The following is a 25489-nucleotide window of genomic DNA, read 5'->3' as shown; positions in this document are numbered from 1 at the left end:
AAATCCGTAGTTGGGGAAAGAGGCTGGTCGGTTGAATTTTCGCTGATGGGTTAACGCCTGCTACACCATCCCGCCACACGCCACCTTAACCCCATTTGCGTAGGGTCGACACTCCACGGAAATGGGGATCGGACCGTATGTTTGTCGAGCGCGAAGCCTCCGTTGGAGAACCGACCTCGCAGGAGCGTCGCCGCGCCGAGCAGAACGACAAGCGCATCCTGGGCAATGTCGTGCAGTGCGACGGCGCGCGCGCCACCATCAGCGCCTACGCAGACGATCTCGAAGGCGCGGTCACCGGCCTGTGGACGGTCGGCAAGATGATCTCCATCAACCTCGGGACATCGCGCACCGTTGGCCTCGTCTATGAGATCGGCAAATCGGATCGCGCCTGGAGCAATGAGGGACAGAACCCGATCGAGGTCAGCGTCGAACTGATCGGCGAGGTGCGTGACGGCGCCGAGCCCGGCGACAAACCGGTTTTCGACCGCGGCATCACCACCTATCCGCATATCGGCGCCATTGCCCACCGCATCCGCAGCCGCGACCTGCAGGCGGTCTACGACCTTGCCGGGCGTCATTCGATCACCATCGGCACGCTGTCGCAGGACGAGGCGATCGACGCCAACATCGCCATCGACGACACGCTGGCGCGCCACTTCGCCATTGTCGGCACAACCGGCGTCGGCAAATCCACCGCCGTCTCGCTGCTGTTGCGCAAGTCGATCGCAGCCCGACCCGACCTGCGTATCCTCATCCTCGATCCGCACAATGAATTCGCGGCCTCGCTCCCCGAATTCTGCGTCCGGGTCGATTCCAAGACGCTCGATCTGCCGTTCTGGATGTTCAGGCTCGAGGAATTCGCCGAAGTGCTGTTTCGCGGCCGCGAGACGGTGCCGGAAGAAGTCGATGTGCTGCGCGATCTGATCCCAGCCGCCAAGAACCTCTACCGCAATCCGAATTCCGGCGCCTATATCAAGCGTGGCAGCGATGCACTGACCGCCGACACGCCGGTACCCTACCGCATGGTCGATCTCATCAAGCAGATCGACGAGCGCATGGGCCTCTTGGAAAGCAAGAACGACCGTCCGACACTGAAATCGCTGAAGACGCGCATCGAATCGGCCGCATCGGACCCGCGCTATCGCTTCATGTTCAATTCGCGGCTGATCGAGGACACGATTCACGAGACGATCGGCAACATTTTCCGCGTGCCGCATCACGGCCGCCCGGTGACCTGCTTCGAGATGGCCGGCATGCCGTCCGAGGTGGTCAACTCCGTCTGTTCGGTGCTGGCCCGCCTGGCCTTCGACCTTGCCCTGTGGAGCGAGGGCAGGCTGAAACTGCTTTTCCTGTGCGAAGAAGCGCATCGCTACATGCCGGCCGATGCGCGGCTCGGCTTTGCACCGACAAGGCATGCCTTGTCGCGCATCGCCAAGGAAGGCCGCAAATATGGCTGCTATCTCGGTGTCGTCACCCAGCGTCCGGGCGAGCTCGATCCGACCATCCTGTCGCAGTGCTCGACCTTCTTCGCCATGCGGTTGGCCAGCGAGCAGGACCAGGCAATCATCCGCTCGGCGATCGCCGATTCTTCGGCCTCGACGCTGGCCTTCCTGTCCTCCATGGGCCAGCGCGAAGCCATTGCCTTCGGTGAAGGCGTGGCGACGACCATGCGACTGAAATTCGAAAAACTGTCGGAGAACCTGATTCCCGGCACCGCCAAGCGAGAGCAGGACGAGTTCGCGCAGGACGGCAACGACGTCGATCTCGCGGCTATCGTCGAGCGGCTGCGCAACGTGCCGAAGCCGCAGCAGCAGATGGCCTTCGCCGAGGTGGTGGATACCGGCCGCCAGGCCGGCGATCCCGATTACCGCAAGCCGGCCACCGCCCAGCGCCTCCAGCCGGACGACGATTTCGACCTGCGCTACGGCCTCAAGCCCACAACCTTCGGCATGCGCCCGCAGAACGAATAGTCTGCTCCATCAGGTCCAGCTGAAAGCTCGTTGGCAAAGCAACAACGAGCCGCGCCGACCTTTTCGAGATTTCGGCCTCGTAGGCCCCCTTGGGTAAATCCCGAAAGGGAATTCATCAGGCCGGATTGAATGGCGTGGCTATCGAGAAGCCGGAGCGGAGCGGACATTCAGTCCGTGAGCACCGGAAGTCGAGAAAGCCGCGTCAGGCAACCGGCCTCATGAATTCTTCTTCGGGATTTTAGGCGCAGACGCGATTGCGGCCTTGCCTCTTCGCCTCATAGAGCTGGCGGTCGGCGCGGCGGTAAAATTCCTCAGCCGTTTCCTTGCGGTCCCATACTGCAAGTCCGACGCTGGTGGTGATCTTGAGGCGGACATTGCCCGACAGCACCGACATGTTGGCAATCGCCTTGCGGATGCGTTCGGCGAATTTCCCCAGCAACTCTGCATCCATGTTTGGCGTGACCACGGCGAACTCCTCGCCGCCGAGCCGCGCCACCACGTCGTGATAGCGCGTCATGCCTTTGAGGCAATTGGCGACCGCCCGAAGCACCTCGTCGCCGACATCGTGGCCATGCGTGTCGTTGACCTGCTTGAAGTGATCGAGGTCGAGGATCATCAGCCCGACAGGCTTTTCGATGCGGCGGAATTCCTCGAGATATTCCTTCAGCGCATCGTCGAAATAGCGCCGGTTCTGCATGCCAGTGAGACCGTCGGTCAGCGCCGCATGCTGCAATGTTTCCGAACGGGCGCTGAGTGAAACCGTCATCGCCCGCAGCTTGCCCTCTTCCGTCGCCTGTCTGCGGATCAGCGGGTAGATGAAGAACACGCCGAAGAACAGCGCCGTCGCCAGAAGCACCCCGGTGATGAACAGCAGCCTGTTGAGGTACACGATCCTCTCGATGCGGGAAGCGGTATCCATGTCGGCGGCGATGCCCTGCAAAAGACCATAGGCATGAAGCGTCACCAGGCCTGCAGCGAGGATCACGAAAATAAAAACGAAAAATGCGGATTCCGCCTTGTGGAAACGCATCTGCTCCCCGTTGGAAAAGTGCCCGTCGGCTTTATGGCACGCGGGCGCCTTACGGAGGGTTAACCCAGACAACCGGAGCGGGAATGTTCATTCCGGATTCTGTTTCTTTGATTGTATTAGCAGCAGGAAAATCAAATCACGGTTTTCAGGTCGTCACCAGGCTGCAATCTCAGCCATTCTGGGCCAAGCTGATGGCGAAACCACGTCGTTTGCCGTTTGGAATATTGCCGCGTCGCTGCCTTGCAGCGCTCGATGGCCTGGGGAAAGCTGATGTCATCAGCCATCGCGGCCGAGAGTTCGCGGACGCCGATCGCCTTCATCGCGGGCAAATCAGGATCGAGGCCAAGCGCCACAAGCCGTTTGACCTCATCAAGAGCGCCAAGATCGAGCATCCGGTCGAACCGGCTCTCAATCCGCTCGACAAGCGCCGCGCGGTCCGGCTCGATAACGAAGAAACGCGCGCTGTCGCGGTCGATCAGCGGCCGGCCGCGCGCCGCTTGCCATTCGAGAATGGAGCGGCCGGATGCGTCAAGCACCTCCAGCGCCCGCACGATGCGTTGGCCGTCGGTCGGCTTCAGCTGCATGGCGACCGCGGAATCCTCGTGCATCAGGAGGCGATGCAGCTTGGCCGCGCCTTGCTCCTTCAACTCGTAGCGCCAGCGGTCGCGCACCTGCTGCGGAATGTCGGGCATTTCCGAAATGCCCTCGGCAAGCGCGCGAAAATAGAGCCCGGTGCCGCCGACGAAAATCACGGGATGTTCGAAGGGAGGTCCATCGGGCCGCCGGGCTAGCGTACCGTCATCGATCAGCTTGATCACGTCGCGCAGCCAGGCGCCGGTGGAATAGGCTGTGGAGGGATGCACGTGACCGTAGAGAAAATGCGGCGCGCGGGCGAGTTCGGCGGCAGCCGGCCGCGCCGTCAGCACATCCAGCACCGAATAGCCCTGCATGGAATCGGTGTTGACGATGATGCCGCCCTCGCGCTCGGCGAGATCGAGCGCCAGCGCCGACTTGCCGCTGGCGGTTGGCCCGGCTATCAGGATCGCGTTCTTCACGCGGCCTTCGCCCGCCTGCCTGGAATTTTCGATGCCGCTGATTGCCACGCTTGTGTCACACCCCGTCAGCCGCTCCGTGTCGGCCTCGCTTGCGAATATGGCCTCACGGTCGGTCGGCGCAAGCGCTGTTCGCTGGCTGGGCGACGGCGTCGCCTGCGATCTGGTGCTGGCCGAAGGGGCTGAAGCCGCTGAGATGATTGCCGCCTTACGCTCCGTGCTTGGCTCCGAACCCGTCGACGTGATCGTCCAGCAGGCTGGAACACGCCGCAAGACAATCCTGCTTGCCGACATGGATTCGACCATGATCGACCAGGAATGCATCGACGAACTGGCCGACGAGATCGGCGTCAAGGATCGCGTTGCCGCCATCACGGCGCGCTCGATGAATGGCGAGATCGCCTTCGAGCCGGCCTTACGGGAACGCGTGGCGCTGCTGAAAGGCCTCGAGACCGCCGTTGTCGACCGCATCATCGCAAACCGCCTGACACTGGCATCGGGCGGTCGCGCTCTGGTGCAGACGATGCGGGCCAATGGCGCCTGGACGGCACTCGTCTCCGGCGGCTTCGACGTCTTCACCAGCCGCATCGCGGACATGCTCGGTTTCCAGGAAAACCGCGCCAACCGATTGATCGAGGAGAATGAGCGCTTTGCCGGCCTGGTCGCCGAGCCGATCCTCGGCCGCGCCGCCAAGGCTGATACCCTGAACGAGATCTCGGCCCGTCTCGGCCTGACTCCAGCCGACGCCATTGCCGTCGGTGACGGCGCCAATGATCTCGACATGATCCGGCTTGCCGGCACCGGTGTCGCGCTCCACGCCAAGCCCACCGTCGCCGCGCAAGCCAAGGTCCGGATCGACCATGGTGACCTCACGGCCCTGCTTTATCTCCAAGGTTATCGCCAGGAAGAGTTTGCCGGATGAAACCGATGCACACCGAACGCCTGATCCTGCGCAACTGGGAGGACCGCGACCGCGAGCTTTTTCACCGCATCAATTCGGACGAGCGCGTGATGGAGTTTTTTCCGTTCCGTCGCGACCGAGCGGAGACGGATGCCAAGATGGATGAGTTCCGCGGCTGGATTGCCGAGGACGGCTTTGGCTTTGCCGCCGCGGAAATCGCCGCGACGGGCGAATGCATAGGATTTGTCGGCCTCCTCGAAACCGATCACGTGCCGTCCATGCCTAGCGACACAGTGGAGATCGGTTGGCGTCTGGCGCCCGAATTCTGGGGCAAGGGCTATGTCACCGAGGCGGCCGAGGCATGGCTCGCCTTTGGCTTCGAAACGCTCGACCGCGACGAAATCGTCTCCTTCGCCGTCGCCGGCAACCGCCGCTCGACGGCCGTCATGGAGCGCCTCGGCATGAGCCCGGACCCGGCCCGCGATTTCGACCACCCTTCGATCCCCGGCAGCCATCCGCACCTGAAGCGACATGTCCTCTACGCCCTGTCGCGCAAGGACTGGCAGGCAAGAAAAAGGGCGGCTCGCTAGCCGCCCTTTTTCTTGAAACACAATCGCTTAGGGTGTTTTCCGGACTCAATCCATCCGGATCGTGACGAACCGCAATTCGCCGGTCTTGGACGCCAGCATCAGAAGCGCGTTCTTGCGGCCCTGCTCCTTCAGCGCGCCGATCCGGTCCATCACGTCCTTCGGGGTCGCGACCGATTCCTGGGCGATCTCGGTGATGACCTCGCCGGCCTGAATGCCGCGCTCGGCCGCAGCCGACTCCTTGGTGACGTCGGTGATGACGACGCCCGAGACATCGGCAGCGATGCCGAACTTGGTCCGCGTTTCGTCATTGAGCTCGCCGACAGTCATGCCGAGCACCGAAGCCGTCGAAACCGCGGGCGCCTTGTCGCCGCCCTTGTCCTCGTCGGTAGTGCCGTCTTCGCCGCTGGCGAGCTTCTCGCCGTCTTCGAGCCGGCCAAGCGTCACCTTCACCGTCTGCTCGACGCCCTTGCGCACGATGATCACGTCGACCGCCTTGCCGACCGGGCTTTCCGCCACGACACGCGGCAGGTCGCGCATTTCATGAATGTCCTTGCCGTCGAACTTGATGATGACATCGCCGGCGAGAATTGTGCCGTTGTCGACCGGTCCGCCCTTGATGACGCCGGCCACCAGCGCACCCTTGGCGGTCGCCATGCCGAGGCTCTCGGCGATGTCGTCGGTCACCGGCTGGATGCGCACGCCGAGCCAGCCGCGGCGGGTTTCGCCGAACTGGCGCAGCTGGTCGACGACGCCCGAAGCGATCTGCGAGGGAATGGAGAAACCGATGCCGATCGAGCCACCGGACGGCGAGATGATCGCGGTGTTGATGCCGATGACCTCGCCCAGGCTGTTGAACAGCGGACCGCCGGAATTGCCCCGGTTGATCGCGGCGTCGGTCTGGATGAAGTCGTCATAGGGGCCGGAATTGATGTCGCGGTTGCGGGCCGAGACGATGCCGACCGTGACCGTGCCGCCGAGGCCGAACGGATTGCCGATCGCCATCACCCAGTCGCCGACGCGCATCTTGTTGGAATCGCCGAACTTCACCGCCGTCAGCTTGTGGCCCTTCGGGTCGACCTTGAGCACCGCGACGTCGGTCTTGGTGTCGGTGCCGACCAATGTCGCCTTGAGCGTCACGCCGTCGGAGAAATTCACCTCGATGTCGTCGGCATCGGCAATCACGTGGTTGTTGGTGACGACAATGCCTTGCTCGGCATCGACCACGAAGCCGGAGCCCAGCGACTGCACCTTTTGCGCGCCGCCATCCTTGTCGCCGCCGCGGTTCTTGAAGAAATCGTCGAAGAAATCCTGGAACGGCGACCCCTCGGGCAGTTGCGGCATCGGCACCGCGCCCGGACCTTCCGTGCCCTTCACGGTCTGCGAGGTCGAGATGTTGACCACCGCGCCCAAAAGGCCCTCGGCGAGGTCGGCGACCGAAGCCGGTCCGTCGGCGGCAACCGTCGGCGTCACGAAAGCCGGTACGGCAAGCGCACCGACCAGAAGTGCCGCAGCACCTGCGATGAACGTCCGTCGCGCCGCGCGCAGAAGGGTGTTGGATGTCATCGAGAGCCTCCCGGAATTGCTGAAAAGAAAAAGCGCTTCGGCAAAACGCCGCGTCGCGTCATGTTGGCAAGAAATACGGCACGTTTGCGGCTATGGCCACATCAGGAGGATAAATCCTCCGTTACACCTGATATCAGCGGTCCTCAGCCACGCACCAGCCAGACAATGCCGACGCCGATGGCAATCGCCGCCAGCCCGACGATGCGCAGCGCATTTTCCGGCGTCGACAGCACTTCGCCGGCAAGGCGCTTGGCGAGGCCGGGAAAGCCGCCATAGACCAGGCCCTCGACAACGAGGACCAGGCCTATGGCCGCAAGGAAATCCTGCACCGCCCTACTGGGCGGGTGCAGGTTGTGCCGCCGGCGCGGCAGGTGCCGTCGCTGGAGCCGCAGGGGTCGCCGGCTTTGCGTCCGTGCCGTCGGGGTTGCGGAAGAAGCGGAAGAACTCCGAGTTCGGCGACAGCACCATCGTCGTCCCGGAGTTGTCCAGCGCCGTGCCATAGGCATTCATCGATCGGTAGAAGTCGAAGAAGGCCGGATCGCGTTTGTAGGCATCGGCGAAGGTGGCGCTGCGCTGGGCCTCGCCCTCACCGCGCAGGATTTCCGATTCCTTGCGCGCTTCGGCGACGATTTCCACCACTTCGCGGTCGGCGCGTGCGGTGATGCGCTGCGCGGCCTCTTTGCCGCGCGCTCTCAGCCGTTCGGCCTCGGCCAGGCGTTCGGCCTTCATGCGGTCGAAGGTCTGCTGCGAAACCTCAGCCGTCAGGTCGGTCCGGCGGATGCGCACATCCTCGATCTGCAGACCGAGCGACGTCGCGTCCGGCCGAAGCTGATCGCGCACTTCCCGCATCATCACGGCCCGCTCTTCCGAGAGCGCCGCTTCGAAGTCGCGCAGACCGTAGACACGGCGCAGCGCTGCATCCAGACGCGTCCTCAGTCGGGCTTCTGCCAGTGTGATCTGACCGGACACGGCGGAGCGGAACACGCGCGGATCCGAGATACGGTAAGCGATGAAGGCGTCGACCTCATAGAACTTGCCGCCCGAAACCTGGACGCGGATGTTGTCGAGATCGAAACGCAGCACCCTGTTTTCGATCAATTGCACGCTGTCGGCGTCGAAGAAGGCGAAAGGCGCCTTGAAATAGATTCCGGGTTCATTCTTGACATCGACGATCTCACCGAACCGCAGCACGAGCGCCTGCTGGCGCGCGTTGACCACGAAGACCGAGGAGTAGAGCAGGAACAGAAGCACGACCGCGATGACGGCGAGGATGGGAAGACGATTGGCCATCACTGTGCTCCTCCGGTCGTGGCGCCAAGGGGCGCCGGCGCCTTCGGCTGCAGTGCCGGCAGCGGCAAATAGGGCACGACCCCTTGCCCATTGCCCTGTTCGACGATGACCTTGCTGGAGTCTTTCAGGACCTTCTCCATCGTTTCCAGATAGAGGCGCTTGCGCGTCACATCGGGGGCCTTGGCATATTCGTCATAGACCGAGATGAAGCGCTGCGCCTCGCCTTCGGCCTCCTGCACGACGCGGTTCTTGTAGGCCGCCGCGTCTTCACGGACCTGTGCGGCCTCGCCGCGCGCCTGGCCGAGTTTCTGGTTGGAATACTGGTTGGCTTGCTCGACGAACTTGTCCTCGTCCTGTTCGGCGCGCTGCACTTCGTCGAACGCGTCCGCCACTTCGCGCGGCGGCGCCGCGTCCTCGATCGAAACCGCGTTGACGTTCAGGCCGGCCTTGTAGCCGTCCAGCGTCGTCTGGATGATTTCACGCACCGACGCGGCGATACCTTGGCGATCGTCGCGGAAAATGTCCTGGGCCGGTCGCCGGCCGACAGCTTCACGCATGGCGCTTTCAGCGACCTGCTGCAGCATGCCTTCGGGATCGGAGACATCGAACAGATAGGCCTTCGGATCGGAGACCTGGTAGGCCACCGAGAACTGGACGTTGACGATATTCTGGTCGCCGGTAAGCATCAGCCCGGAAGTGTTGCCACTCGTCGCGCCGCCACCACCGATATCGACGAGCTGCTCGGCGATGTTGGCCGTCTCGACGGTTTCGACCGGCCACCAGTGGAAATGCAGACCCGGCTGCGACAGCTCCGCCTTCGGCCTGCCGAAGCGCAACTCGACCGCAACTTCGTCCGGTTGCACGGTGTAGACCGCCTTGAACGCCCACAGCACGATCAGCGCCGCAGCGATCAGCGCAAAGACGGCCGGGCTGGCGCCGCTGCCACCGGGCAGCGCGCGCCGCAGCCGGTCCTGGCCGCGGCGGATGATGTCTTCGAGATCGGGAGGTGACCCTTGCGGGCCGCTAGGTCCCTTTGGTCCCTGCCCCCAGGGCCCCTGATTGCCGCCGCCGCCGCCCCATGGGCCGCCGCCGCCACCGCTCTTGTCGTTCCAGGGCATGAATGTCCTTTCGCTTGGAATTCCCTCAGCGCCGGCCTTGCGGCGCAAAATCCAGTTGTTCTTCTATAGGGACGCCGCGATGCGCTTTCAACGCGATCCGACGCTGCACCGTCCGATTTGGACCGCTGCAAGCGGCAAATTCCAATAAGTCGCCCTATCAATGCGGCGTATTGTCGAGGGGAAGGCACCAAATGGCGAAAAGCGGCTTGGCATCCGCGCGCATGGCATGAACGATGTCAGGTGGATTGTAGACGACCCCGCCGACCCCGGGTTCATGCCACGCCTCGGCATTCTGCCGCCATTTGCCCTGCGACAGGACAAGGTAAAGCTCTTCCGGCGGATGCCGATGATCTGGATAGGTCGTGTGCGGCGCCATGACCGAGACTCCGATCTCGATTGCACCGCTCGGGACGAAACCGCCCGGACCGACAATGAAGGAATCGGCATAATTCTCGGCCAGGACCGCGGACTTGCGGCGCTCGCTTTGATTGTTCCAGCTGAGATGCGGCTCAATCTCGCGCAGCGCGGCGGCGAGCTTGCCAAGATTGCCGCCGATCTTTTCAAGCTCGGCAAAGCATTCCGCAAGGTGACGACAAGCCGGCTGACGCTGGGGCCGCTCACCGCCCCTCTGCGGCGCATCAACCGCCGTGTTACCGAAAATCCGCCCATGGGCGGCTTCACGCGCAGGGTCATTTCCCATGCGCAAGCGCATTTCTGTGCCGAGCAAATCCATGAAAGTGCCGAGCGGCTGATGCTTGTTGGCCGTCACGGGGATACCTGTGTCATTGGCCGGCGGCGCTCGTAAACCGTATAGCGCGTTGCGTGGCTGTCCTTTTCACCAGCCGGAAAATCCTGCGAATGCACAATTCGCCAGCTGGCTGGATCGATCGGCGGGAAATGCGCATCGCCGTCGACCTTGGCCAGCACATGGGTGACATGCAGGCGGTCGGCGAGCGGCAGCGCCTGGGCATAGATCTCGCCGCCGCCGATGACGCAGATTTCGTCGACCCCGCTCATGCAACGCCCGCGCACCGTGGCCAGCAGGATCGCGGCTTCCAGCGAATTTGCTGTTTCAACGCTATCGGCGCGCCAGGCCTTGTCGCGCGTCACCACGATGTTCAGCCTGCCCGGCAGCGGCCTGCCGATGCCTTCATAGGTCTTGCGACCCATGATGACGGGCTTGCCCATCGTATCGGCCTTGAAGCGCTTGAGATCGGTGGATAGCCGCCACGGCAGGCCGCCTTCGCGCCCGATGACGCCGTTCTCGGCGATAGCGACATAGATCGCGAGGTCCATCAGTTGGCATCTCCGCTATCCGACGGCTCCAAAAGCAATATGTCGATGTCGCGCTCGGGATAGAAATCCTTCGCCGTCGTCTCGAAGGTCGTCGGCCCGACCTTTTTGACATTGTCGCCGCAGAACGAAATCAGCGCTTTCGGATTGCCCTTGTCGACAGTCAGCTTGAACTTGCCGATGCTGCCGTTCGCCCAGTTGCCGCCGGTGGTCAGGATATATTGAATGCGGTTCTCGTAAAAATGCGGATAGCCGTCGGCCTTGGCGGCCTGGCGAACCGCATTCTCGAACGCGTCGTCCATGCAGAACCGGGTCTTGTAGCTTGCATATTGGCTACCCTCGGAGAACTTGCCGTCATAGAAGAAGCTGACCGACGACGTGCCGCCGACGCTGGGCTTGTAGCGGTGCGAGACATGGACATCCTTGTTGGCCGGAAAGGTCGAGCGCCACCAGTAGGTCGAGCGCAACTGCCACCACGGCGTATAGACCTTGTTCGCCTCGGTACCGTCGCTGCCGGTATCCTCGATGATGATGCCGCGGTTCTCCCAATCCTCGGCGACCGCTTTCGGCAGCTTGGCCAGGGCCGCCTTGGCCGCATCGCCGAATGGATTGAACGGCACGTTCTGCGCCTTCAAATCGGCGCCGATATCGATGCCGACAGCGAACACTTTCTGCTCGAGCTGCGGCTTTGCCGGCACGCCATCGATCGTTACCTCGAAGCCGAGGAAATTGTCGCTCTGGTTTTCCGGGATGGCCGGCATTTCCTCCGGGTCACCTTCGATGTCGGGCAGCGGGAAGGCAACGATGGCATCGACATCCTTGTCGGTGTTGTTGTGGAAGACGTAGTCGACCGTCACCTTTTCCGGCGAGATGAAGAGATCCTCGCTTTGCATCGACACTGCATCGCTGCGCGACAGGATCAGGCCGCCCGTACCAAGCTCGGCGGTCGAATCATTGGCCAGTGCAGGCGCGGCTGAAAGCGCCAGCATGGTCGTAAGAACATAGCGCAGCATGAAAGCCCCCTCGGCGACAAAGCGGCGCGACCCTAGCGGTTTCAATGTGGCGTTTCAAAGCCATTCCGCTTCCGGAAGTTCACCATCGCGCTCTGGACACGCCAATCGGCGGTCTGGACCGCCAATGGGCGGTCTGGACTAACAGGTTCCGATGAGGCAGGAGTTCGCCACATGCGCAAGCTTCTTGTCATCGGCATCGGCGCCGGCAATCCCGACCATATGACCGTGCAGGCCATCGAAGGCCTGAACCGGGCGGACGTCCTGTTTATTCCAGACAAGGGCGCAAGGAAGAACGACCTTGCCGAACTGCGCCGCCAGATTTGCGATCGTTTCGTCACCAAGCCGAACTCGCGCCGCGTCGAGTTCGACGTGCCGGTGCGCGCCGAGCCGGCGCCGTCCTACCGCTCGACCGTCGACGACTGGCACGAGGCCATCGCAGAAATCTACGAAAGCCTGATCCGCGACGAGCTTGCCGAAGATGGCTGCGGCGCCTTCCTGATCTGGGGCGACCCTTCTCTTTACGATAGCGCGCTGCGCATTCTCGAGCGTGTGCGCCTACGGGGCAATGTCGGGTTCGAGCTGGAGGTCATCCCCGGCATCACCGCCGTCCAGGCGCTCGCCGCCAGCCACAAAATGGCGCTGAACCGCATCGGCGAACCCGTGCTGATCACCACCGGCCGCCGCCTGACCGAAGAAGGCATGCCGCAAAATGCCGGTAGCGCCGTGGTCATGCTCGACGGCAAATGCGCCTTCAACACGCTGGCTGACAAGGGTCTGATCATCCACTGGGGCGCCTATCTCGGCACGCCGGATGAGATCATCATTTCGGGCCGCCTCGGCGATGTCGGTGCGGAGATCGAGAAGGTGCGCGAAGAAGCCCGCCGGAAGAAGGGCTGGATCATGGATACGTATTTGCTGAGAAAGGCCGAGTGAATGGTGAATGGAAAAGGCAATACCCAGTTGCTTCTAACCACTCACTATTCACTATTCACCGCCTCACCCCGCATCAATCTCCGCCTGCAATGCCGCCATATGCGTCGCCGCGGCTGAAGCCGCCGCCCGTTCGATGGCCCGAAAACGGCTGACCACCGCCAGTCCGACGGAGGTCAGCTGCGCGCCGCCGCCCTTGCGGCCGCCAGTCTGCGCCGCGACCAGCGGCTTGCCGAATACGCGGTTCATGTCCTCGACCAAATCCCAGGCGTGCTTGTAGGACATCTCCATGCCGCGCGCGGCGGCCGAGATCGAGCCGAAGGTGGCGATCTGCTCCAGCAATTCGATCTTGCCCGGACCTATGCGCCCGTCCGGATCGAGATTTATCCGCAGGCTCAGCGACGGCATCTCTTGTCCTCCACGGTCATAGTAGCGCCTCCCGATCCGTAGCGCTATTCCAAAACGATATAGCGGCTATCAGCCATCCGCTTCGGCCGGCAACCCAGCGCCGGTATTGGCGCGGTCGAAACTGACCGTCTTGATCACCGCGAACACCTTGCCGCCAAGATGAAGTTTCAGCGCCTGCCGCGACTGCTCGGTGATGCGGGCAAGCACCGTTGCGCCATTGCAGTCGATGCCGATCTCGACCGTTGGCCCCTCGCCCGGGCTGATCGCGACGATGGTGCCCGGCAGGATGTTGAGCGCGCTGAGGGCCGTCGGCCGCTCGGTGGCGATCATCACATCGCGGGCGCGGATGCGGATGCGCACCGGCGCGCCGGTCGCCCCAGCCAGCCGCGGCACCCGGATTTCGCCTGCCGCCGAGCCCAGCACGCTCATGCCGAAGGACTCGTCATGGCGCAGCACATGCGCGTCCAGAACCGCACCACCCTCGCCGCGTTCTTCCGCCGGCAACAAATCGAGCCGTTGCATGATCGCGCCGGTCGGGCCGGAAGCCGCGACCTTGCCTTGCGCCATCACCACCACGTCACTCGCCAGCCGCGCCACCTCGGCGACGGAGTGGCTGACATAAACCATCGGGATCTTCGTCTCGTCCCGCAGCCGCTCGATATAGGGCAGGATCTCGGCCTTGCGCGCATCGTCGAGCGAGGCCAGCGGCTCGTCCATCAACAGGAGTTTGGGGCTAGCCAGCAGCGCCCGCCCGATCGCCACGCGCTGCTTCTCGCCGCCGGATAGTTTTGCCGGTCGCCTGTCGAGCAGAGGACCGATGCCGAGCAGTTCGACGACCGCGTCCATCTCCGCGTAGCGCTCCGCCGGTGGCGTGAACCAGCGGCCATAGTGCAGATTGCCGGCCACACTCATATGCGGAAACAGCCGCGCATCCTGGAACACCATGCCGATCCGGCGCTTGTGCTTCGGCACGAAAATGCCGGCATCGGTGTCGACAAGCACGCGGCCGTCGACCGCGATGCGACCCTTGTCCGGCCGGATCAGGCCGGCGATCATGTTGATCAGCGTCGTCTTGCCCGAACCAGACGGCCCGAACAGCGCCGTCAGCCGCCCGGCGTTTTCGAAACGCGCGTCGATGGCGAAATCGCCCAGCCGATGGCTGATGTCGACAAGGACGCTCATTCTATCTCCATCCGCCGGCCGACGCGCCGCGCCATCACCTCCGAGGCGACCAGGGCCGCCATCGAAATGATGATCGAAATCAGCGTCAGCCGCAGCGCGCCGTCATCGCCGCCCGGCACCTGGGTAAAGGTGTAGATCGCCGACGGCAGAGTCTGCGTCTCGTTGGGAATGTTGGAGACGAAGGTGATGGTGGCGCCGAATTCGCCCATCGCCTTGGCGAAGGACAGAATAGAGCCGGCGATCAGCCCTGGCAGTGCCAGCGGCAGCGTAATGGTGGCGAACACAAACAGCGGATTGGCGCCGAGCGTTCCTGCCGCCGCCTCCATCTTGCGGTCGACCGCCTCGATCGACAACCGGATCGCCCGCACCATCAGGGGAAAGCCCATGATGCCGCAGGCCAGAGCCGCGCCTGTCCAGCGAAACGAGAAAACGATGCCGAAATGCTCGGCGAGAAAAGCACCGGCCGGCCCGCGCCGGCCGAAGGTGAGCAGCAAGAGATAGCCGGTCACCACCGGTGGCAGGATCAGCGGCAGGTGAACCACGCCGTTGAGCAGCGTCTTGCCCCAGAATTTCCCCCGGGCAAGCAAGAGCGCAATCAGGATGCCCGGCGGCAGGCTGAACAGCATCGCAACCGTCGCCACCTTGATCGACAGCCGGACCGCATTCCATTCGTCGGGAGTGAGGTCCAGCAGCCAGCTCATATCGTGAGGTGAAGTCCTTCGAGCTCAGTTGCTTGGCGCCAACACCGTGAAACCCTGATCCCTGAACAGCTCCGCCGCCTTGGCGGATTGCAGGCACTTCAGGAAGGTCGGCGTATCCTTGTCCTTCGAATCCGAAGTCTGGGCAACCGGGTAGATGATCGGCGGATGCGAATCCTCCGGGAAGGTGCCGACCACCTTGACGTCCTTGTCGGCATGCGCGTCGGTGGCATAGACGATACCGAGCGGCGCTTCGCCGGTCGAAACCAGCTTGAGTGCCGCGCGCACATTCTCGGCCTGCGCCACCTTGCCTTCAACCGACAACCAGACGCCAAGCGATTCCAGTGCCGCCTTGCCGTATTTGCCGGCCGGCACCGCCTTGAAGTCGCCCATGGCGAGCTTGCCGTCGCCAACCAGCTTGGCAAGGTCGAAGCCTTTCTCGATCTTGGTCTCGACCTTCGAATCCTTCGGCGCCACCAGGACGATCTGGTTGCCAAGCAGTTTCACCTCGGTTTCGGGCTTGGTCAGCTTCTTGTCGGAGAGGTATTTCATCCAGTCGAGGTCGGCGGAGATGAAGACGTCGGCGGGCGCCCCGCCCTCGATCTGCTTGGCCAGTGCCGAGCTCGCGGCGTAGGAAACGGTTGCGGCCTCGCCGACATCGGCCTCACAGGCCTTGTTGACCGCGTCGAGCCCGTCCTTGAGGCTGGCCGCGGCAAACACGATCACTTTGTCGTCTGCGTGGGCCGCGGGCACCGCAGCCATCAACGTTGCAGCAAAGCCGCCAATTGCGATCGCCCTCAATCCAAAACCTTTGCCCGTCATGAATTCTCTCCCTGGGTTTGAATCCGCTCAGTTCGACGCCTGCCGACCGATATATCCGGATGAATATAACAAGGGAAGCCATCATGCGTCGAAAGCGTCTGTTCGGCAGCGATTGTTCTGGCTAGGAACTTCACCGCGAACTCTGCAAAGGAGGTCCGATGAAAATCAGCGCGCGACATCCGCAAGGGAACGATCGTCGAGATCGTCAAAGGCGCCACCACCTCGCATGTTCGCATCGATGTCGGCGGCTCCGTCGTCGCCGCCTCGATCACCAACGAGGCCGTCGCCGATCTCAAGCTCGAAAAGGGCAAGCACGTCATGGTGGGCGTCGACTGATGGCAGGCTTGTGAGGATCAGACCGCGATCGGCGCCTTGATCGTCGCGTCGGCAAAATAGTTTTCCAGCCGGAAATCCTCGAAGCGGAAGGCGAACAGGTCCTTCACGTCCGGGTTGATCCACAGCGTCGGCAGCGCCTTTGGGGTGCGCCGCAATTGCTCGCGCGCCTGCTCGAAATGGTTGGAGTAAAGATGCGCGTCGCCCAGCGTGTGAACAAAATCGCCGGGCTTCAGCCCGGTGACCTGGGCCACCATCAGGGTCAGCAGCGCGTAGGAGGCGATGTTGAAGGGGACGCCGAGAAAAATGTCGGCCGAACGCTGATAGAGCTGGCAGGACAGCTTGCCTTCCGAGACGTAGAACTGGAACAGGCAGTGGCAGGGCGGAAGCGCCATGGCCTCGACCTCGGCCGGGTTCCACGCCGAAACGATCAGCCGGCGCGAATTCGGATTCTTGCGTATCTCTTTGAGAAGATTGGCTATCTGGTCGATCGACCCGCCATGGCCGTCCGGCCAGGAACGCCACTGCTTGCCATAGACCGGGCCGAGGTCGCCATTCTCGTCGGCCCATTCATCCCAGATCGAAACGCCATGGTCGGTGAGGTATTTGATGTTGGTGTCGCCGGCCAGGAACCAAAGGAGTTCATGGATGATCGACTTCAAATGCAGCTTCTTGGTCGTGGTGACCGGGAAGCCGCGGCTGAGATCGAAGCGCATCTGGTAGCCGAACACCCCACGCGTGCCGGTGCCGGTGCGATCGCCGCGATCGGCGCCGTTGTCCAGCACATGCTGCAGAAGGTCGAGATATTGGCGCATCGGCTTCGCCTCGATTCGGGATGGCGGTATCATAGCCGACTGGCCGCCGGCCGAACACTGCAAAGCGCAAATGCCTCGGGGATATTGCCTGGCAACCGGCGCGCACCGCGCCGGCATCCATTTTTCAGGCGGTGTGGCCGATCAGAGCGAGCCGAGCCTGCCCAGATCCTTGGCGACCAGGTAATAAAAGGTCACGCGGCTCTTGGTGTTGTCGGCAGCCATCGCCTTGCAGGTCTTGTCGATGGATGCATCCGCCTTGGCGCCGTCGGCGACGCCGAGCTTCTTGGCGACCCAGTTGGCCTTGACGCGATCGAGTTCCTTGGGGTCAGTGCACGATACCAGCGAAGAATCGCGGTTCCTCAGTGCAATACCGAGATGCTTGACGATCTTTTCGACCGCGTCGGCGCTGGCGCCTGCGTCGTATTTCTTCACATCCGCAAGATAGTCGGCCATCAGACTTTCCCTCGTCGGCGCCACGGATCCGGTCGATGAGGGCTGTGGCGCGCTACGCAACCTGTGCGCTAGGTCGATACTCCTCACCGCGCCAAAGCTTCGGTTGAGACCGTGCCCAAGTCAACCCTCGGCGTTCCGATTTGGCCCGGGGACAAAGCACCATTGCGGCCTTTCATTTTCCGCAATGGCCCCCTATATTCGGTTTGTCGGCTTGACCGACTATGGCGATAAACAGGCGATGAAATAAGCCGTTCGGACCCGGGGGCGGTACCCGGCGCCTCCACCAAAAGCCGCTTTGACGACAAAGCGGTTTTTGCTGGGGGCGAAATAGGATCGACGAAGGTGTAAAGATCGTACTTTTGCCCGGCATTGTACCACCGTCATCGGGCTAAACTTATAGTTGCCAACGACAACTATGCGGAAGCTCGTCTCGCTGCTTAATGCAGTGCGAACGCTTCAAATCAAGCCCTAGAGGTTCGCACTTCTAGGCGGGGTTCGGAGGTACCTGGCAACAGAAACCTCCACTCTCCCCCTCTGCCTGGACATGCGCCCAAGCGCAGCCGCCGAACGCACCTACCATTCGCTGGTCGGCGTCTACGACGAATTGGGATATGAGTTGGTCGAACTGCCGCGGCCGCCGGTCGAAACAGGGCTCGAGTTCGTGCTGGCCGAGGTCGGATTATCCCAGACATGAAAAGGCCGGAAGACCCGGCCTTTTCACTGAGTGTGGCGGCTTACTCCGCCGGAGCCTCAACAGCCTCGCGCGAACGGCCGAGCGTCAGCTTGGCCAGCGTGAACGAGATGACGGCGCACAGCGTAATGCCGGCCACCATAGGCAGCGGCGTGCCGTCGAAGAAGATGCCGGCGACACCCATGGCCAAGGCGCCGATGGCAAAGTGCAGCGTGCCCATCAGCGCCGAGGCGGTACCGGCGATCTCGCCATGCTCTTCCATCGCCAGCACCGACGTCGTCGGGATGACCAGGCCGAGGAAGCCGTAGCCGACAAACAGCAGCGCCGCCATCACGTCGAGCCGGTCGACGCCGGTCGCCATGATTGCAAACAGCACCACCATCGTCGTGGCATAGCCGGTCACCGCAACCCAGACCACGCGCTTCAGGCCGAAGCGTTCCGCCAGCACTCCGGTCAGCTGCGACATGCCGATAAAGGCCACCGCGTTGATCGAGAAGAACACGCTGTAGACCGACGGCGACAGCCCATAATGGTCGATCAGGATGAAGGACGAGCTCGAGAGGTAGACGAAGAAGGAGGCAATGCCGAAGCCGGCGATCGCCACCAGGCCGAGATAGTTGCGGTCGCCCATCAGGAAGCGGTAACCGGCGAGTGCGGTTCCGAAGGATGAACCTACACGTTCTTCGGCCGGCCGCGTTTCCTTGAGAGAGGTCGCCAAAAGAATCGTCGCCAGCAGGGCCGCGCCCGTCACCGTCCAGAACACGGCACGCCAGCCGAAATTCTCGATGATCTGGCTGCCGGTGAGCGGCGCCAGGATCGGCGACACCGAAAACACCAACATCAGCAAGGACATCAGCTTGGCCGCTTCAGTGCCCGTGTGCAGGTCGCGCACGATGGCGCGAGGCACAGCCATGCCCGCGCTGGCGCCGAGACCCTGCAGGAAGCGGAAGGCGATCAGCCATTCGATGGTCGGGCTCATGGCCGAACCGATGCCGCCGACCATGAACAGCGCGAGCCCGCCATAGAGCGGCAGCTTGCGGCCGACCATGTCGGAGATCGGCCCGACGACGATCTGGCCGAAGCCCATCGACAGGAAGAAGATCAGCAAGCTCATTTGTACAGCGGCGGTGCCCGCATGCAGATCCTCGCCGATGGAAGGCAGCGCCGGCAGGTACATGTCGATGGCGAATGGCCCGATTGCGGACAACAGGCCGAGCACGACCGCGATGCGGAGGAATTTGGGACTCATGATAGTGGCTTCTTTCGAAATCTGGTTGCCGCCGTCAGGTGGCGTCTAACCCTAGGACGTTCCATCCCGCGAAATTCCGACTCCTCTCCGGGAGCGTGAAATCTCTTTGTTTTATGTCCACAAATTTAGACAGTCTTGTCTAATTCGTCAATCACCTCTATATAGATTTTCATGAAGGCTGCCGTTTCTCCTGACATTTTCCCGCCACGCGGCCACGAGGCCAAGCGTATGTCGATCATCGATGCGGCGGCCTCGGTGTTTTGCCGGGAGGGCTTTGCCGGCGCCAATATCGACCTGATCGCGGGAGAAGCCGGCGTCTCGCGCCAGACTGTCTACAACCACCACCGCGACAAGGAAAAGCTCTTCATTGCGGTGGTGCGCGATCTGACCGAGCGCTGCAATGCCGGTATCTTTGCAACCATTGCCACTTTTCCCGATCAGCCGGGCAATCTCGAAGCCGATCTCATCGACTTCGCCGTGCGCATGAACCACAATTGCATCTGCAGCCGCGATGGCCGCTTCCTGCGCAAGCTGATCCAGACCGAAGGCGGGCGTTATCCTGAACTCTTCGAGGTATGGCGCGAACAGGGGCCAGGCCGCACTTGGTCGGCCCTTGCCGCGCGGTTTGCCCGCCTCGCCCATGCCGGGCATCTGAGCGTCGACGATCCCGATATTGCTGCGCGCCAGTTTCTTGCGCTGGTCAATGCCGAGTTGCAGATCACCTTCATGCTTGGCGGCGTACCGACAAGGGAGGAGGTCCTGCAGTCCGCCACCAACGGCGTACGCACCTTTCTGGCCGCCTTCGGCAAGCGCAAACCTGCGGTGGCTAAACAGACCGCCCTCGCCTGAGAGACCGTTTCGAAATTCGCTGTGGCGAGTCATATGGTGGTGGTTTCGAGAACCGGAGCGCAGCGGACGTTCGGGTCCGTGAGCACCGGAAGCGGAGAAAACGCCATCAGATGGCCGCCAGAGTAGAATTTCCAAACGGTCTCTGAGCGATCAAATCGCCGGCACACCCCTTGGCCTGATCAGTTCGCGCCTATATCCGGTTTACGCCGCCCTCAAGCTTGATTACAGCTATGCGGACGATTCAACGGAACCCGACCAGAACATGGCCGACGACCACATCCGCTACGACATTCTGGCCCAGGAGGCGTTGCGCGGCGTCATGCGCAAGGTCCTGGCCGAAGTGGCGCGCACCGGCCTTCCCGGCAATCATCATTTCTTCATCACCTTCCTGACCGGCGCGCCGGGCGTGCGCGTGTCGTCCAGGCTGCGCGAGCGCTATCCCGAACAGATGACCATCGTCATCCAGTTCCAGTATTGGGACCTCAAGGTGACCGACACCGGCTTCGAGGTCGGGCTGTCCTTCTCCGACGTGCCGGAGAAGCTGGAAATCCCGTTCTCGGCCGTGCGCGGCTTCTACGATCCGTCGGTCAACTTCGAACTCGAATTCGACGTCAAGACAGATGTCCCCGCGGAAGACGAGGCACCCGCCCAGCCAGCGCTTGAGCCCTTGGCCATCGTCTCCGAGAAAAAGCCGAAGGCCGAGAAGAAGGCGGCTGCGGCCGAAGCCGAGAAAAAGCCGGCCGCGGCCGATGCCGCCGGCAAGGGTGCAGACGTCGTGTCGCTCGACGCCTTCCGCAAGAAGTAGCGGGACGGACGGCGCGACATGGGCGACGTCGTCAACCTTCGACAGCTCCGCAAGCAGAAGGCGCGCGCCGAAAAGGAAAAGCTGGCCAGCGAGAACCGCGCTCTGCACGGCCGCTCCAAAGCCGAAAAGGAACGCGATCGGCTAACGTCGGATAAAGCTGAAAAATTCATCGCCGGCCACCGCCGCGAACGCCCTGAAGAACAGGGCGACTGATGGGCAGCCTGCGGTGAGCCCGGTCGAAAAACGCTCCGTGACGATCCGCGGCCACCGCACCAGCTATTCGCTCGAAAAACCGTTCTACGACGATCTCGTCGCCATCGCCGCGACACGAAAGCTGACGCTCGCGGCTCTGGTCGCCGAAATCGATGAGACAAGGCCGCGCGACGCCAATTTGTCATCGGCACTCAGGCTCCACGTGCTGGACTGGGCCAAGCGCGGCGCGGTCTGAACAGGCTTCAATTGCCCAGCGACTTCAGCAGATTGTCGACCGAAAACGGATTTGTCTTGGGCTTCGGCGGCGCGGGGGCCGAACCGTCATTGACGCCGGGCAGTGAGTGGTCGACCTTCGGCGCCTGCTCCTGAGCCTTGCGTTCGGCCTCCAGTCTGGCCTTTTCCTGCGATGCAATGCGCATCGCCTGTTCGGCCTTCTTCCGTTCGTCTTCGGCCTTGGCGGCGTCTTCGGCTGCCTGCTGCTCGGCCTGCGCCTTCGCGTCGGCATCTGCCTTGGCCTTGGCATCGGCTTCCGCCTGCGCTTTTGCCTCGGCATCTGCTTTTGCCTGGGCGTCCGCCTTGGCCTTCGCATCTGCTTCGGCCTGGGCCTTGGCGTCGGCTTCCGCTTTCGCCTTGGCGTCGGCCTCGGCTTTCAGCCGCGCCGCTTCCTCCTGTTTGCGCAATTCCTCTGCGGCGTTGTCGCGTTCGGTCTGCAGGGCGGCGTAGTAGCGCACCTCGCGCCGCAGCCGCTGCTTCTCGAGCAGTGCTGCCTGCATCGCTTCGACCCGCTGCTGCTCTTTTTCCAGCGCGCGCTGCGTCAAAAACTGCGCCAGCGGCTCGCTGTCGAACTGTTTCTTCATCGCGCCGAACGGCCCGTCGACGCTGAAATTGACCGAGGGATCCGACCCGACCAGCGCCTCGTCGCCGGGCTTGTAGGTGATCGCACCCCTGGCGGCAACGGTGCTGGTGTTCAGGTCCGCCGTGATGTCGGCGGACAGCGCCGCGCCGGCGTTTTCCAGCTTGATCGGCGGCGCCCTCAGCGTGCCGCCGGCAACCGTGAAGGCGATATCGGTATCGCCGGCGGGGAAATTGCCATCGCCGGCAATGCCAGATGCAAAGCCCGCGGTTTTGGCCGCATCGATGTCGCGCCCTATCGCATCGGCCTTGGCGATCAAAGCGCCGAAGGCATCGGGATTGACGCCGGCAATGGTCAGGCCGTTCAGCGCCGCCGTGCCGGACCCGGAGAGTGCAGCGATCATCGCATCGACCGATTTGCCGCTGGTCGACAGGCCTGTCGAGAAATCGCCGCTTCCGCTCAGGCCCGCATCCGGCAGCACGGTCGCCAGATCGGCGCCGGCAAGCTTCATCTGGCCGGAAAACAGCCCGGTGCCGTCCGTGTTCTTCAACTCGAACAGCCCGGTGAGCGCGCCGCCGAGGAGTTTCGCCTTCAGGTCCGAAACGCGGATGCCTTCCTGATCGAGTTTCAGCGATAGCGACGCGTCATAGGCCGTTGCCATGGGTCCGGCGGCAAGGGTGGCCGTGGTCAAGTCGAGGTCGGCGCTGAATGGCAGGCTGGATTTCTGGCTGAATGGCGCCGTCGGCCAGTTCGCGTTGCTGGCAAGGAACGCCTGGTCGCCGAACAGCGCAACGGCGATCGGGTCGAGGTCCAATTCGTCGAGCGCCAGCGCACCTGAGAGATGCGGCAGCCCCTGCTTTGCATCGACGTTGACGTCGCCCGAAATCTCCGCCTCGTTGATGGACCCGCTGAGGCCGCTCAGCACTAGCAGGCCATTCCCGAAATCGGCATCCGCGCTGAGCGAGCTCGAGGTGCCCGTCCCCATGCCCGGCAGTCCGACGCCGGTCGTCATCAGCCAGGGTTCGATATCGGAGGCGTCGACGCCGATCTTGCCCTTGACGGTGGCCCCTTGCGGGCTTTCGGCAACGGTGCCGTCAAAGGTGGCTTTGAAATCATCGGCGGCCAGGTTGAAGCTGGTCGCCAGGCCGCCGCCAAGCGTGCCTTTGGCCGAGATATCTGTGCTTGCCTGGCCGAGCATGCCGAGCGGCAGCGCCGGCAAGCCATAGAGCGCTAGCAGCGCGGTGGCGTCGGGGTTTTTGGCGTTGAAGGTCAGCGTCACCGGTGCGTCGAGCAATTGGCCGACGGCACCCTTGCCCGACAGCGACGCCGAAAAGGCGGAACCACCCGCCTTGCCTTGCCCGCTCACCGCCAGCCCCGTTGTGCCGTCACCATTGTCGGCGGCACTTGCCACCAGATCGACGCGCGCGTCCTGGAACAGCTCGGGATAGGCAGTCGTGCGGCTTGCCAGTCCCTTCAGCACATCGTTGTCGGGATAGCGTTGCGCGGCGATGTCGATCAGCGGTTTCAGATCGACTGATACCACCGAGGCGTCGAGCTTGCCGGTAGGGCTCGCCGGGAAATCCTTGATCCGGCCGGTGGCGCTGATCGACGCGCCGGCAAGGCCGCCAATCGACAGCCGGTCGATTTCGAGCAGCCCGTCGCGCAGCCGGAGCGCGGTATCGACCGTGTCGGCGGTCAGCCCGCCGGCGCTGACAGGCCCGGCCTTGATCTGGAAATCGAGGTCGCGGTCGGAAAAGCGGTTGGCGCCCTTGTCGCTGACGAAAATCGAGGCGAACGCCGTCAGCCCGTCGACGTCCAGTTCGCCGCCCGTGAGCCGCATCAGCACCGACGGCTTGGCGTCGTCGGGCTGGCTGGAGTCGATGCGGCCGGAAAACTTTGCCTTGCCGAGGATCAGTTCGAGATCGCTGAACGCCTGGCGCTTCTCTGACAGATCGACCTTGGCCTTGAAGCCGGCGGCCGGCAGGCGGCGGACCGCCTCGTCAACATCCTTCGACAGCCAGGCGGCAAAGCCGGAAGGTTGCGCCACCGCCAGAAGCAGCGAGCCGCTGAAGCCGAAATGGTCCTCCACGCTGAGCATGCCGCTGGCTTCCAGCGTGGTGCGCCCGGGCAAGGTCGCAGCCATCGACTTCACCGACCATCCGCCCGCGACCGGCTCGGCGGAGAGATGCACGTCGCGCACCGTGGTGTCACCGGCCACCACCGCCGGCAGCTTGACCTCGACGGTGCCGGGTATGGTCGGTTTCGGCAGGTCGAGCAGCGCCTGCTCGATCCCGGCAATGCGCTGGTCCAGTGTCAGGCCGGCGCCCTTCTCAGCGCCCACCGCCTCGTCCAGTTGCACCTGCGCGCCATTGGCCTCGATGGCGAAGTTCGGCTTCAGCCCGAGATCGATCGAAGCCCTGCCGTCGGCGGTGTAGGGATTGTCGAGCGGCCCGGTCTCGAAACGGAATTCATCGACGCCGAGCTTCTGGTGGTCGAGCGAGAACTTGCCGTTCAGCCTGAACCCCGGATCGGGCTTGCCGGCGCTGACCTTGCCCGTATTGATCTCAACAACCTCGCCATCGGTGCCGCGCAGCGCTGCCCCGCTTTTGTCGGGACTATTCTTGTCGGCGCCGGAAATCTTGAACTGGCCGGAATAGACGGCAGCCCCATTGACGATTCCGGCATTGCCGTCGGTCTCGACGACCAGCGGATAGGCATCGGGATCGACCTTGAGCCTGAGCCGCATCTGGCCATTGCCCTCGGCCTTCCCGGTCGAGGCGGCAACGATCGAACGTAGGCCGTCGAGCCGCAACGTACCGTCCATGCGCCACGGACCGGCCAGCGACTTGGCCGAGATGGTCGAATTGATTTCAGAAACCAGATGGCTGCGCCCGCCGGCGGCATGACGCAGCGCAATCTCTCCCTCCGTTACCGTCAGTTTCTCGATCGAGATCTGGTTGAGGTCAAAGGGCGAGGACGGCCGCATCGCCCAATCGACCGTGCCGTTGTCCGCAATGTCGATCGTCGCCTTCGGATGCACCAGCCGCATGTCGAAGATCAGCACTTCGCCGCGCAGGAACGGCGCCAGCTCCGCATCCATCGAAAAGGTCTCGACGGTCATTGCCGGCTGGCCGCCGGGGCCGCCGGCGACGGTGACGTTGGAGAAGGTCACCGAGGGGAACGGCAGCAGCCGCGCGGTGGCATCGCCCTGCACCGTCACCTTGCGGCCGAGAATGGCGCTCGCCTCGCGCTCGAACTGGGCGCGGTAGCCCGTCCAGTCGATAAAATACGGCACCACGAGTGCTGCAAGCAGCACCAGCACAAACAAGCCACCGAAGATCACGAACAGGCGTGCGAGCATCAGCTCC

27 protein-coding genes and 1 other RNA gene are annotated in these 25489 nt (G+C 63.1%); 11 read left to right on the top strand and 17 right to left on the bottom strand.

Annotation, left to right across the window (positions count from 1 at the left end):
• The first annotated feature begins 137 nt into the window (after positions 1-137).
• The gene (locus ACWTU9_RS17175; RefSeq protein WP_455859306.1) at positions 138-1970 is read left to right on the top strand and encodes an ATP-binding protein; all 1833 of its coding nucleotides are present in this window, start codon (positions 138-140) and stop codon (positions 1968-1970) included.
• A 238-nt stretch (positions 1971-2208) separates the two neighbouring features.
• On the opposite strand, the gene ACWTU9_RS17170 is transcribed toward ACWTU9_RS17175, so the two are convergent.
• Both ACWTU9_RS17170 and miaA read right to left on the bottom strand, forming a co-directional pair.
• Complete coding sequence (locus ACWTU9_RS17170) at positions 2209-3000, bottom strand: GGDEF domain-containing protein (RefSeq protein ID WP_112560450.1); 792 nt, start codon at positions 2998-3000, stop codon at positions 2209-2211.
• Positions 3001-3131: 131 nt separating this feature from the next.
• Positions 3132-4097, bottom strand: a complete 966-nt coding sequence (gene miaA / locus ACWTU9_RS17165) for a tRNA (adenosine(37)-N6)-dimethylallyltransferase MiaA (protein ID WP_455859333.1) — start codon at positions 4095-4097, stop codon at positions 3132-3134.
• Between miaA and serB the strand changes: the two genes are divergently transcribed.
• A complete protein-coding gene (serB, locus tag ACWTU9_RS17160; RefSeq protein WP_455859305.1) occupies positions 4087-4974 on the top strand; it encodes a phosphoserine phosphatase SerB in 888 nt (295 codons plus the stop codon). The two genes, miaA and serB, sit on opposite strands and share 11 nt — an antisense overlap.
• Positions 4971-5543 carry a GNAT family N-acetyltransferase gene (locus tag ACWTU9_RS17155; RefSeq protein ID WP_454589650.1) on the top strand — a complete coding sequence of 191 codons (573 nt, stop codon included), beginning with the start codon at positions 4971-4973 and terminating at the stop codon, positions 5541-5543. Before serB ends, ACWTU9_RS17155 begins: the two co-directional genes overlap by 4 nt.
• A 45-nt stretch (positions 5544-5588) precedes the next feature.
• Here the strand turns inward: ACWTU9_RS17155 and ACWTU9_RS17150 are convergent, their stop codons facing one another.
• The 7 genes from ACWTU9_RS17150 to ACWTU9_RS17120 form a co-directional block, all read right to left on the bottom strand.
• A complete protein-coding gene (locus tag ACWTU9_RS17150; protein WP_455859304.1) occupies positions 5589-7106 on the bottom strand; it encodes a DegQ family serine endoprotease in 1518 nt (505 codons plus the stop codon).
• A gap of 143 nt (positions 7107-7249) precedes the next feature.
• Positions 7250-7435 carry a DUF2065 domain-containing protein gene (locus ACWTU9_RS17145; RefSeq protein ID WP_454578076.1) on the bottom strand — a complete coding sequence of 62 codons (186 nt, stop codon included), beginning with the start codon at positions 7433-7435 and terminating at the stop codon, positions 7250-7252.
• 4 nt (positions 7436-7439) lie between these two features.
• A complete protein-coding gene (gene hflC / locus ACWTU9_RS17140; RefSeq protein ID WP_454578077.1) occupies positions 7440-8396 on the bottom strand; it encodes a protease modulator HflC in 957 nt (318 codons plus the stop codon).
• The gene (gene hflK / locus ACWTU9_RS17135; protein WP_455859303.1) at positions 8396-9514 is read right to left on the bottom strand and encodes an FtsH protease activity modulator HflK; all 1119 of its coding nucleotides are present in this window, start codon (positions 9512-9514) and stop codon (positions 8396-8398) included. The genes hflC and hflK overlap by 1 nt, the downstream gene beginning before the upstream one ends.
• Before the next feature lie 157 nt (positions 9515-9671).
• Complete coding sequence (locus ACWTU9_RS17130) at positions 9672-10247, bottom strand: dimethylsulfonioproprionate lyase family protein (protein WP_455859302.1); 576 nt, start codon at positions 10245-10247, stop codon at positions 9672-9674.
• A 32-nt stretch (positions 10248-10279) separates the two neighbouring features.
• Positions 10280-10810 (bottom strand): dihydrofolate reductase, encoded by a 531-nt coding sequence (locus ACWTU9_RS17125; protein WP_455859301.1) that lies wholly within the window; start codon positions 10808-10810, stop codon positions 10280-10282.
• Positions 10810-11820 (bottom strand): DUF4424 domain-containing protein, encoded by a 1011-nt coding sequence (locus ACWTU9_RS17120; RefSeq protein ID WP_455859300.1) that lies wholly within the window; start codon positions 11818-11820, stop codon positions 10810-10812. Before ACWTU9_RS17120 ends, ACWTU9_RS17125 begins: the two co-directional genes overlap by 1 nt.
• 171 nt (positions 11821-11991) lie before the next feature.
• On the opposite strand from ACWTU9_RS17120, the gene cobF reads away from it, so the two are divergent.
• The gene (gene cobF, locus ACWTU9_RS17115) at positions 11992-12753 is read left to right on the top strand and encodes a precorrin-6A synthase (deacetylating) (protein ID WP_455859299.1); all 762 of its coding nucleotides are present in this window, start codon (positions 11992-11994) and stop codon (positions 12751-12753) included.
• Positions 12754-12816: 63 nt separating this feature from the next.
• Here the strand turns inward: cobF and ACWTU9_RS17110 are convergent, their stop codons facing one another.
• The 4 genes from ACWTU9_RS17110 to modA form a co-directional block, all read right to left on the bottom strand.
• Positions 12817-13158 (bottom strand): winged helix-turn-helix domain-containing protein, encoded by a 342-nt coding sequence (locus tag ACWTU9_RS17110; RefSeq protein WP_454578083.1) that lies wholly within the window; start codon positions 13156-13158, stop codon positions 12817-12819.
• Positions 13159-13227: 69 nt separating this feature from the next.
• The gene (gene modC / locus ACWTU9_RS17105; protein ID WP_455859298.1) at positions 13228-14340 is read right to left on the bottom strand and encodes a molybdenum ABC transporter ATP-binding protein; all 1113 of its coding nucleotides are present in this window, start codon (positions 14338-14340) and stop codon (positions 13228-13230) included.
• Entirely contained in the window at positions 14337-15041 is a 705-nt protein-coding gene (gene modB, locus ACWTU9_RS17100; RefSeq protein WP_455859297.1) for a molybdate ABC transporter permease subunit, read from the bottom strand. Before modB ends, modC begins: the two co-directional genes overlap by 4 nt.
• Positions 15042-15065: 24 nt before the next feature.
• Positions 15066-15860: a molybdate ABC transporter substrate-binding protein gene (gene modA / locus ACWTU9_RS17095; protein ID WP_455859296.1), complete on the bottom strand. Its 795-nt coding sequence runs from the start codon at positions 15858-15860 to the stop codon at positions 15066-15068.
• A 177-nt stretch (positions 15861-16037) separates the two neighbouring features.
• Here modA and ACWTU9_RS17090 point away from each other — a divergent pair, with 177 nt between their 5' ends.
• Complete coding sequence (locus tag ACWTU9_RS17090) at positions 16038-16196, top strand: TOBE domain-containing protein (protein ID WP_455859332.1); 159 nt, start codon at positions 16038-16040, stop codon at positions 16194-16196.
• A gap of 17 nt (positions 16197-16213) precedes the next feature.
• Here ACWTU9_RS17090 and ACWTU9_RS17085 read toward each other — a convergent pair whose 3' ends face one another.
• Entirely contained in the window at positions 16214-17008 is a 795-nt protein-coding gene (locus ACWTU9_RS17085) for a thymidylate synthase (RefSeq protein ID WP_455859295.1), read from the bottom strand.
• A 141-nt stretch (positions 17009-17149) separates the two neighbouring features.
• Positions 17150-17461: a DUF2853 family protein gene (locus ACWTU9_RS17080; protein ID WP_455859294.1), complete on the bottom strand. Its 312-nt coding sequence runs from the start codon at positions 17459-17461 to the stop codon at positions 17150-17152.
• A gap of 166 nt (positions 17462-17627) precedes the next feature.
• Here ACWTU9_RS17080 and ssrA point away from each other — a divergent pair.
• Positions 17628-17987, top strand: a transfer-messenger RNA (tmRNA) gene (gene ssrA / locus ACWTU9_RS17075).
• An 18-nt stretch (positions 17988-18005) separates the two neighbouring features.
• Positions 18006-18155, top strand: coding sequence for a hypothetical protein (locus ACWTU9_RS17070; protein ID WP_455859293.1), 150 nt, complete (start codon positions 18006-18008; stop codon positions 18153-18155).
• Positions 18156-18195: 40 nt separating this feature from the next.
• Here the strand turns inward: ACWTU9_RS17070 and ACWTU9_RS17065 are convergent, their stop codons facing one another.
• On the bottom strand, positions 18196-19401 hold the full coding sequence (locus ACWTU9_RS17065) for a multidrug effflux MFS transporter (RefSeq protein ID WP_455859292.1): 1206 nt from the start codon (positions 19399-19401) through the stop codon (positions 18196-18198).
• Between the two features lie 171 nt (positions 19402-19572).
• Here ACWTU9_RS17065 and ACWTU9_RS17060 point away from each other — a divergent pair, with 171 nt between their 5' ends.
• The 4 genes from ACWTU9_RS17060 to ACWTU9_RS17045 all read left to right on the top strand — a co-directional run bounded on the left by ACWTU9_RS17060 (position 19573) and on the right by ACWTU9_RS17045 (position 21503).
• Positions 19573-20250 carry a TetR/AcrR family transcriptional regulator gene (locus tag ACWTU9_RS17060; RefSeq protein WP_455859291.1) on the top strand — a complete coding sequence of 226 codons (678 nt, stop codon included), beginning with the start codon at positions 19573-19575 and terminating at the stop codon, positions 20248-20250.
• Between the two features lie 262 nt (positions 20251-20512).
• Complete coding sequence (locus ACWTU9_RS17055) at positions 20513-21055, top strand: SspB family protein (protein ID WP_454589666.1); 543 nt, start codon at positions 20513-20515, stop codon at positions 21053-21055.
• A gap of 18 nt (positions 21056-21073) precedes the next feature.
• Positions 21074-21268, top strand: a complete 195-nt coding sequence (locus ACWTU9_RS17050; RefSeq protein WP_455859290.1) for a DUF4169 family protein — start codon at positions 21074-21076, stop codon at positions 21266-21268.
• A gap of 13 nt (positions 21269-21281) precedes the next feature.
• Positions 21282-21503, top strand: a complete 222-nt coding sequence (locus ACWTU9_RS17045; protein WP_455859289.1) for a ribbon-helix-helix domain-containing protein — start codon at positions 21282-21284, stop codon at positions 21501-21503.
• A 7-nt stretch (positions 21504-21510) separates the two neighbouring features.
• Here the strand turns inward: ACWTU9_RS17045 and ACWTU9_RS17040 are convergent, their stop codons facing one another.
• On the bottom strand, positions 21511-25482 hold the full coding sequence (locus ACWTU9_RS17040) for an AsmA family protein (protein ID WP_455859288.1): 3972 nt from the start codon (positions 25480-25482) through the stop codon (positions 21511-21513).
• Positions 25483-25489 lie beyond the last annotated feature (7 nt).

It is taken from the genome of Mesorhizobium sp. 128a (genome assembly GCF_053848025.1).
Note: the sequence above shows the minus strand (reverse complement) of the source record. Positions and strands in the feature narration are given on the sequence as shown.

Bases quoted from the DNA above. Each gene is read 5' to 3' on its own strand.
- ACWTU9_RS17065 (WP_455859292.1), bottom strand. From the start codon at position 19,401: ATGAGTCCCAAATTCCTCCGCATCGCGGTCGTGCTCGGCCTGTTGTCC.
- ACWTU9_RS17150 (WP_455859304.1), bottom strand. From the start codon at position 7,106: ATGACATCCAACACCCTTCTGCGCGCGGCGCGACGGACGTTCATCGCA.
- ACWTU9_RS17050 (WP_455859290.1), top strand. From the start codon at position 21,074: ATGGGCGACGTCGTCAACCTTCGACAGCTCCGCAAGCAGAAGGCGCGC.
- modC (WP_455859298.1), bottom strand. From the start codon at position 14,340: ATGAGCGTCCTTGTCGACATCAGCCATCGGCTGGGCGATTTCGCCATC.
- ACWTU9_RS17130 (WP_455859302.1), bottom strand. From the start codon at position 10,247: ATGGATTTGCTCGGCACAGAAATGCGCTTGCGCATGGGAAATGACCCT.
- ACWTU9_RS17155 (WP_454589650.1), top strand. From the start codon at position 4,971: ATGAAACCGATGCACACCGAACGCCTGATCCTGCGCAACTGGGAGGAC.
- ACWTU9_RS17080 (WP_455859294.1), bottom strand. From the start codon at position 17,461: ATGGCCGACTATCTTGCGGATGTGAAGAAATACGACGCAGGCGCCAGC.
- ACWTU9_RS17175 (WP_455859306.1), top strand. From the start codon at position 138: ATGTTTGTCGAGCGCGAAGCCTCCGTTGGAGAACCGACCTCGCAGGAG.
- ACWTU9_RS17060 (WP_455859291.1), top strand. From the start codon at position 19,573: ATGAAGGCTGCCGTTTCTCCTGACATTTTCCCGCCACGCGGCCACGAG.
- ACWTU9_RS17120 (WP_455859300.1), bottom strand. From the start codon at position 11,820: ATGCTGCGCTATGTTCTTACGACCATGCTGGCGCTTTCAGCCGCGCCT.
- modA (WP_455859296.1), bottom strand. From the start codon at position 15,860: ATGACGGGCAAAGGTTTTGGATTGAGGGCGATCGCAATTGGCGGCTTT.
- hflC (WP_454578077.1), bottom strand. From the start codon at position 8,396: ATGGCCAATCGTCTTCCCATCCTCGCCGTCATCGCGGTCGTGCTTCTG.
- ACWTU9_RS17170 (WP_112560450.1), bottom strand. From the start codon at position 3,000: ATGCGTTTCCACAAGGCGGAATCCGCATTTTTCGTTTTTATTTTCGTG.
- ACWTU9_RS17125 (WP_455859301.1), bottom strand. From the start codon at position 10,810: ATGGACCTCGCGATCTATGTCGCTATCGCCGAGAACGGCGTCATCGGG.
- ACWTU9_RS17055 (WP_454589666.1), top strand. From the start codon at position 20,513: ATGGCCGACGACCACATCCGCTACGACATTCTGGCCCAGGAGGCGTTG.
- ACWTU9_RS17070 (WP_455859293.1), top strand. From the start codon at position 18,006: ATGCGCCCAAGCGCAGCCGCCGAACGCACCTACCATTCGCTGGTCGGC.
- serB (WP_455859305.1), top strand. From the start codon at position 4,087: ATGCCGCTGATTGCCACGCTTGTGTCACACCCCGTCAGCCGCTCCGTG.
- modB (WP_455859297.1), bottom strand. From the start codon at position 15,041: ATGAGCTGGCTGCTGGACCTCACTCCCGACGAATGGAATGCGGTCCGG.
- ACWTU9_RS17085 (WP_455859295.1), bottom strand. From the start codon at position 17,008: ATGCGCCAATATCTCGACCTTCTGCAGCATGTGCTGGACAACGGCGCC.
- ACWTU9_RS17110 (WP_454578083.1), bottom strand. From the start codon at position 13,158: ATGCCGTCGCTGAGCCTGCGGATAAATCTCGATCCGGACGGGCGCATA.
- ACWTU9_RS17040 (WP_455859288.1), bottom strand. From the start codon at position 25,482: ATGCTCGCACGCCTGTTCGTGATCTTCGGTGGCTTGTTTGTGCTGGTG.
- hflK (WP_455859303.1), bottom strand. From the start codon at position 9,514: ATGCCCTGGAACGACAAGAGCGGTGGCGGCGGCGGCCCATGGGGCGGC.
- cobF (WP_455859299.1), top strand. From the start codon at position 11,992: ATGCGCAAGCTTCTTGTCATCGGCATCGGCGCCGGCAATCCCGACCAT.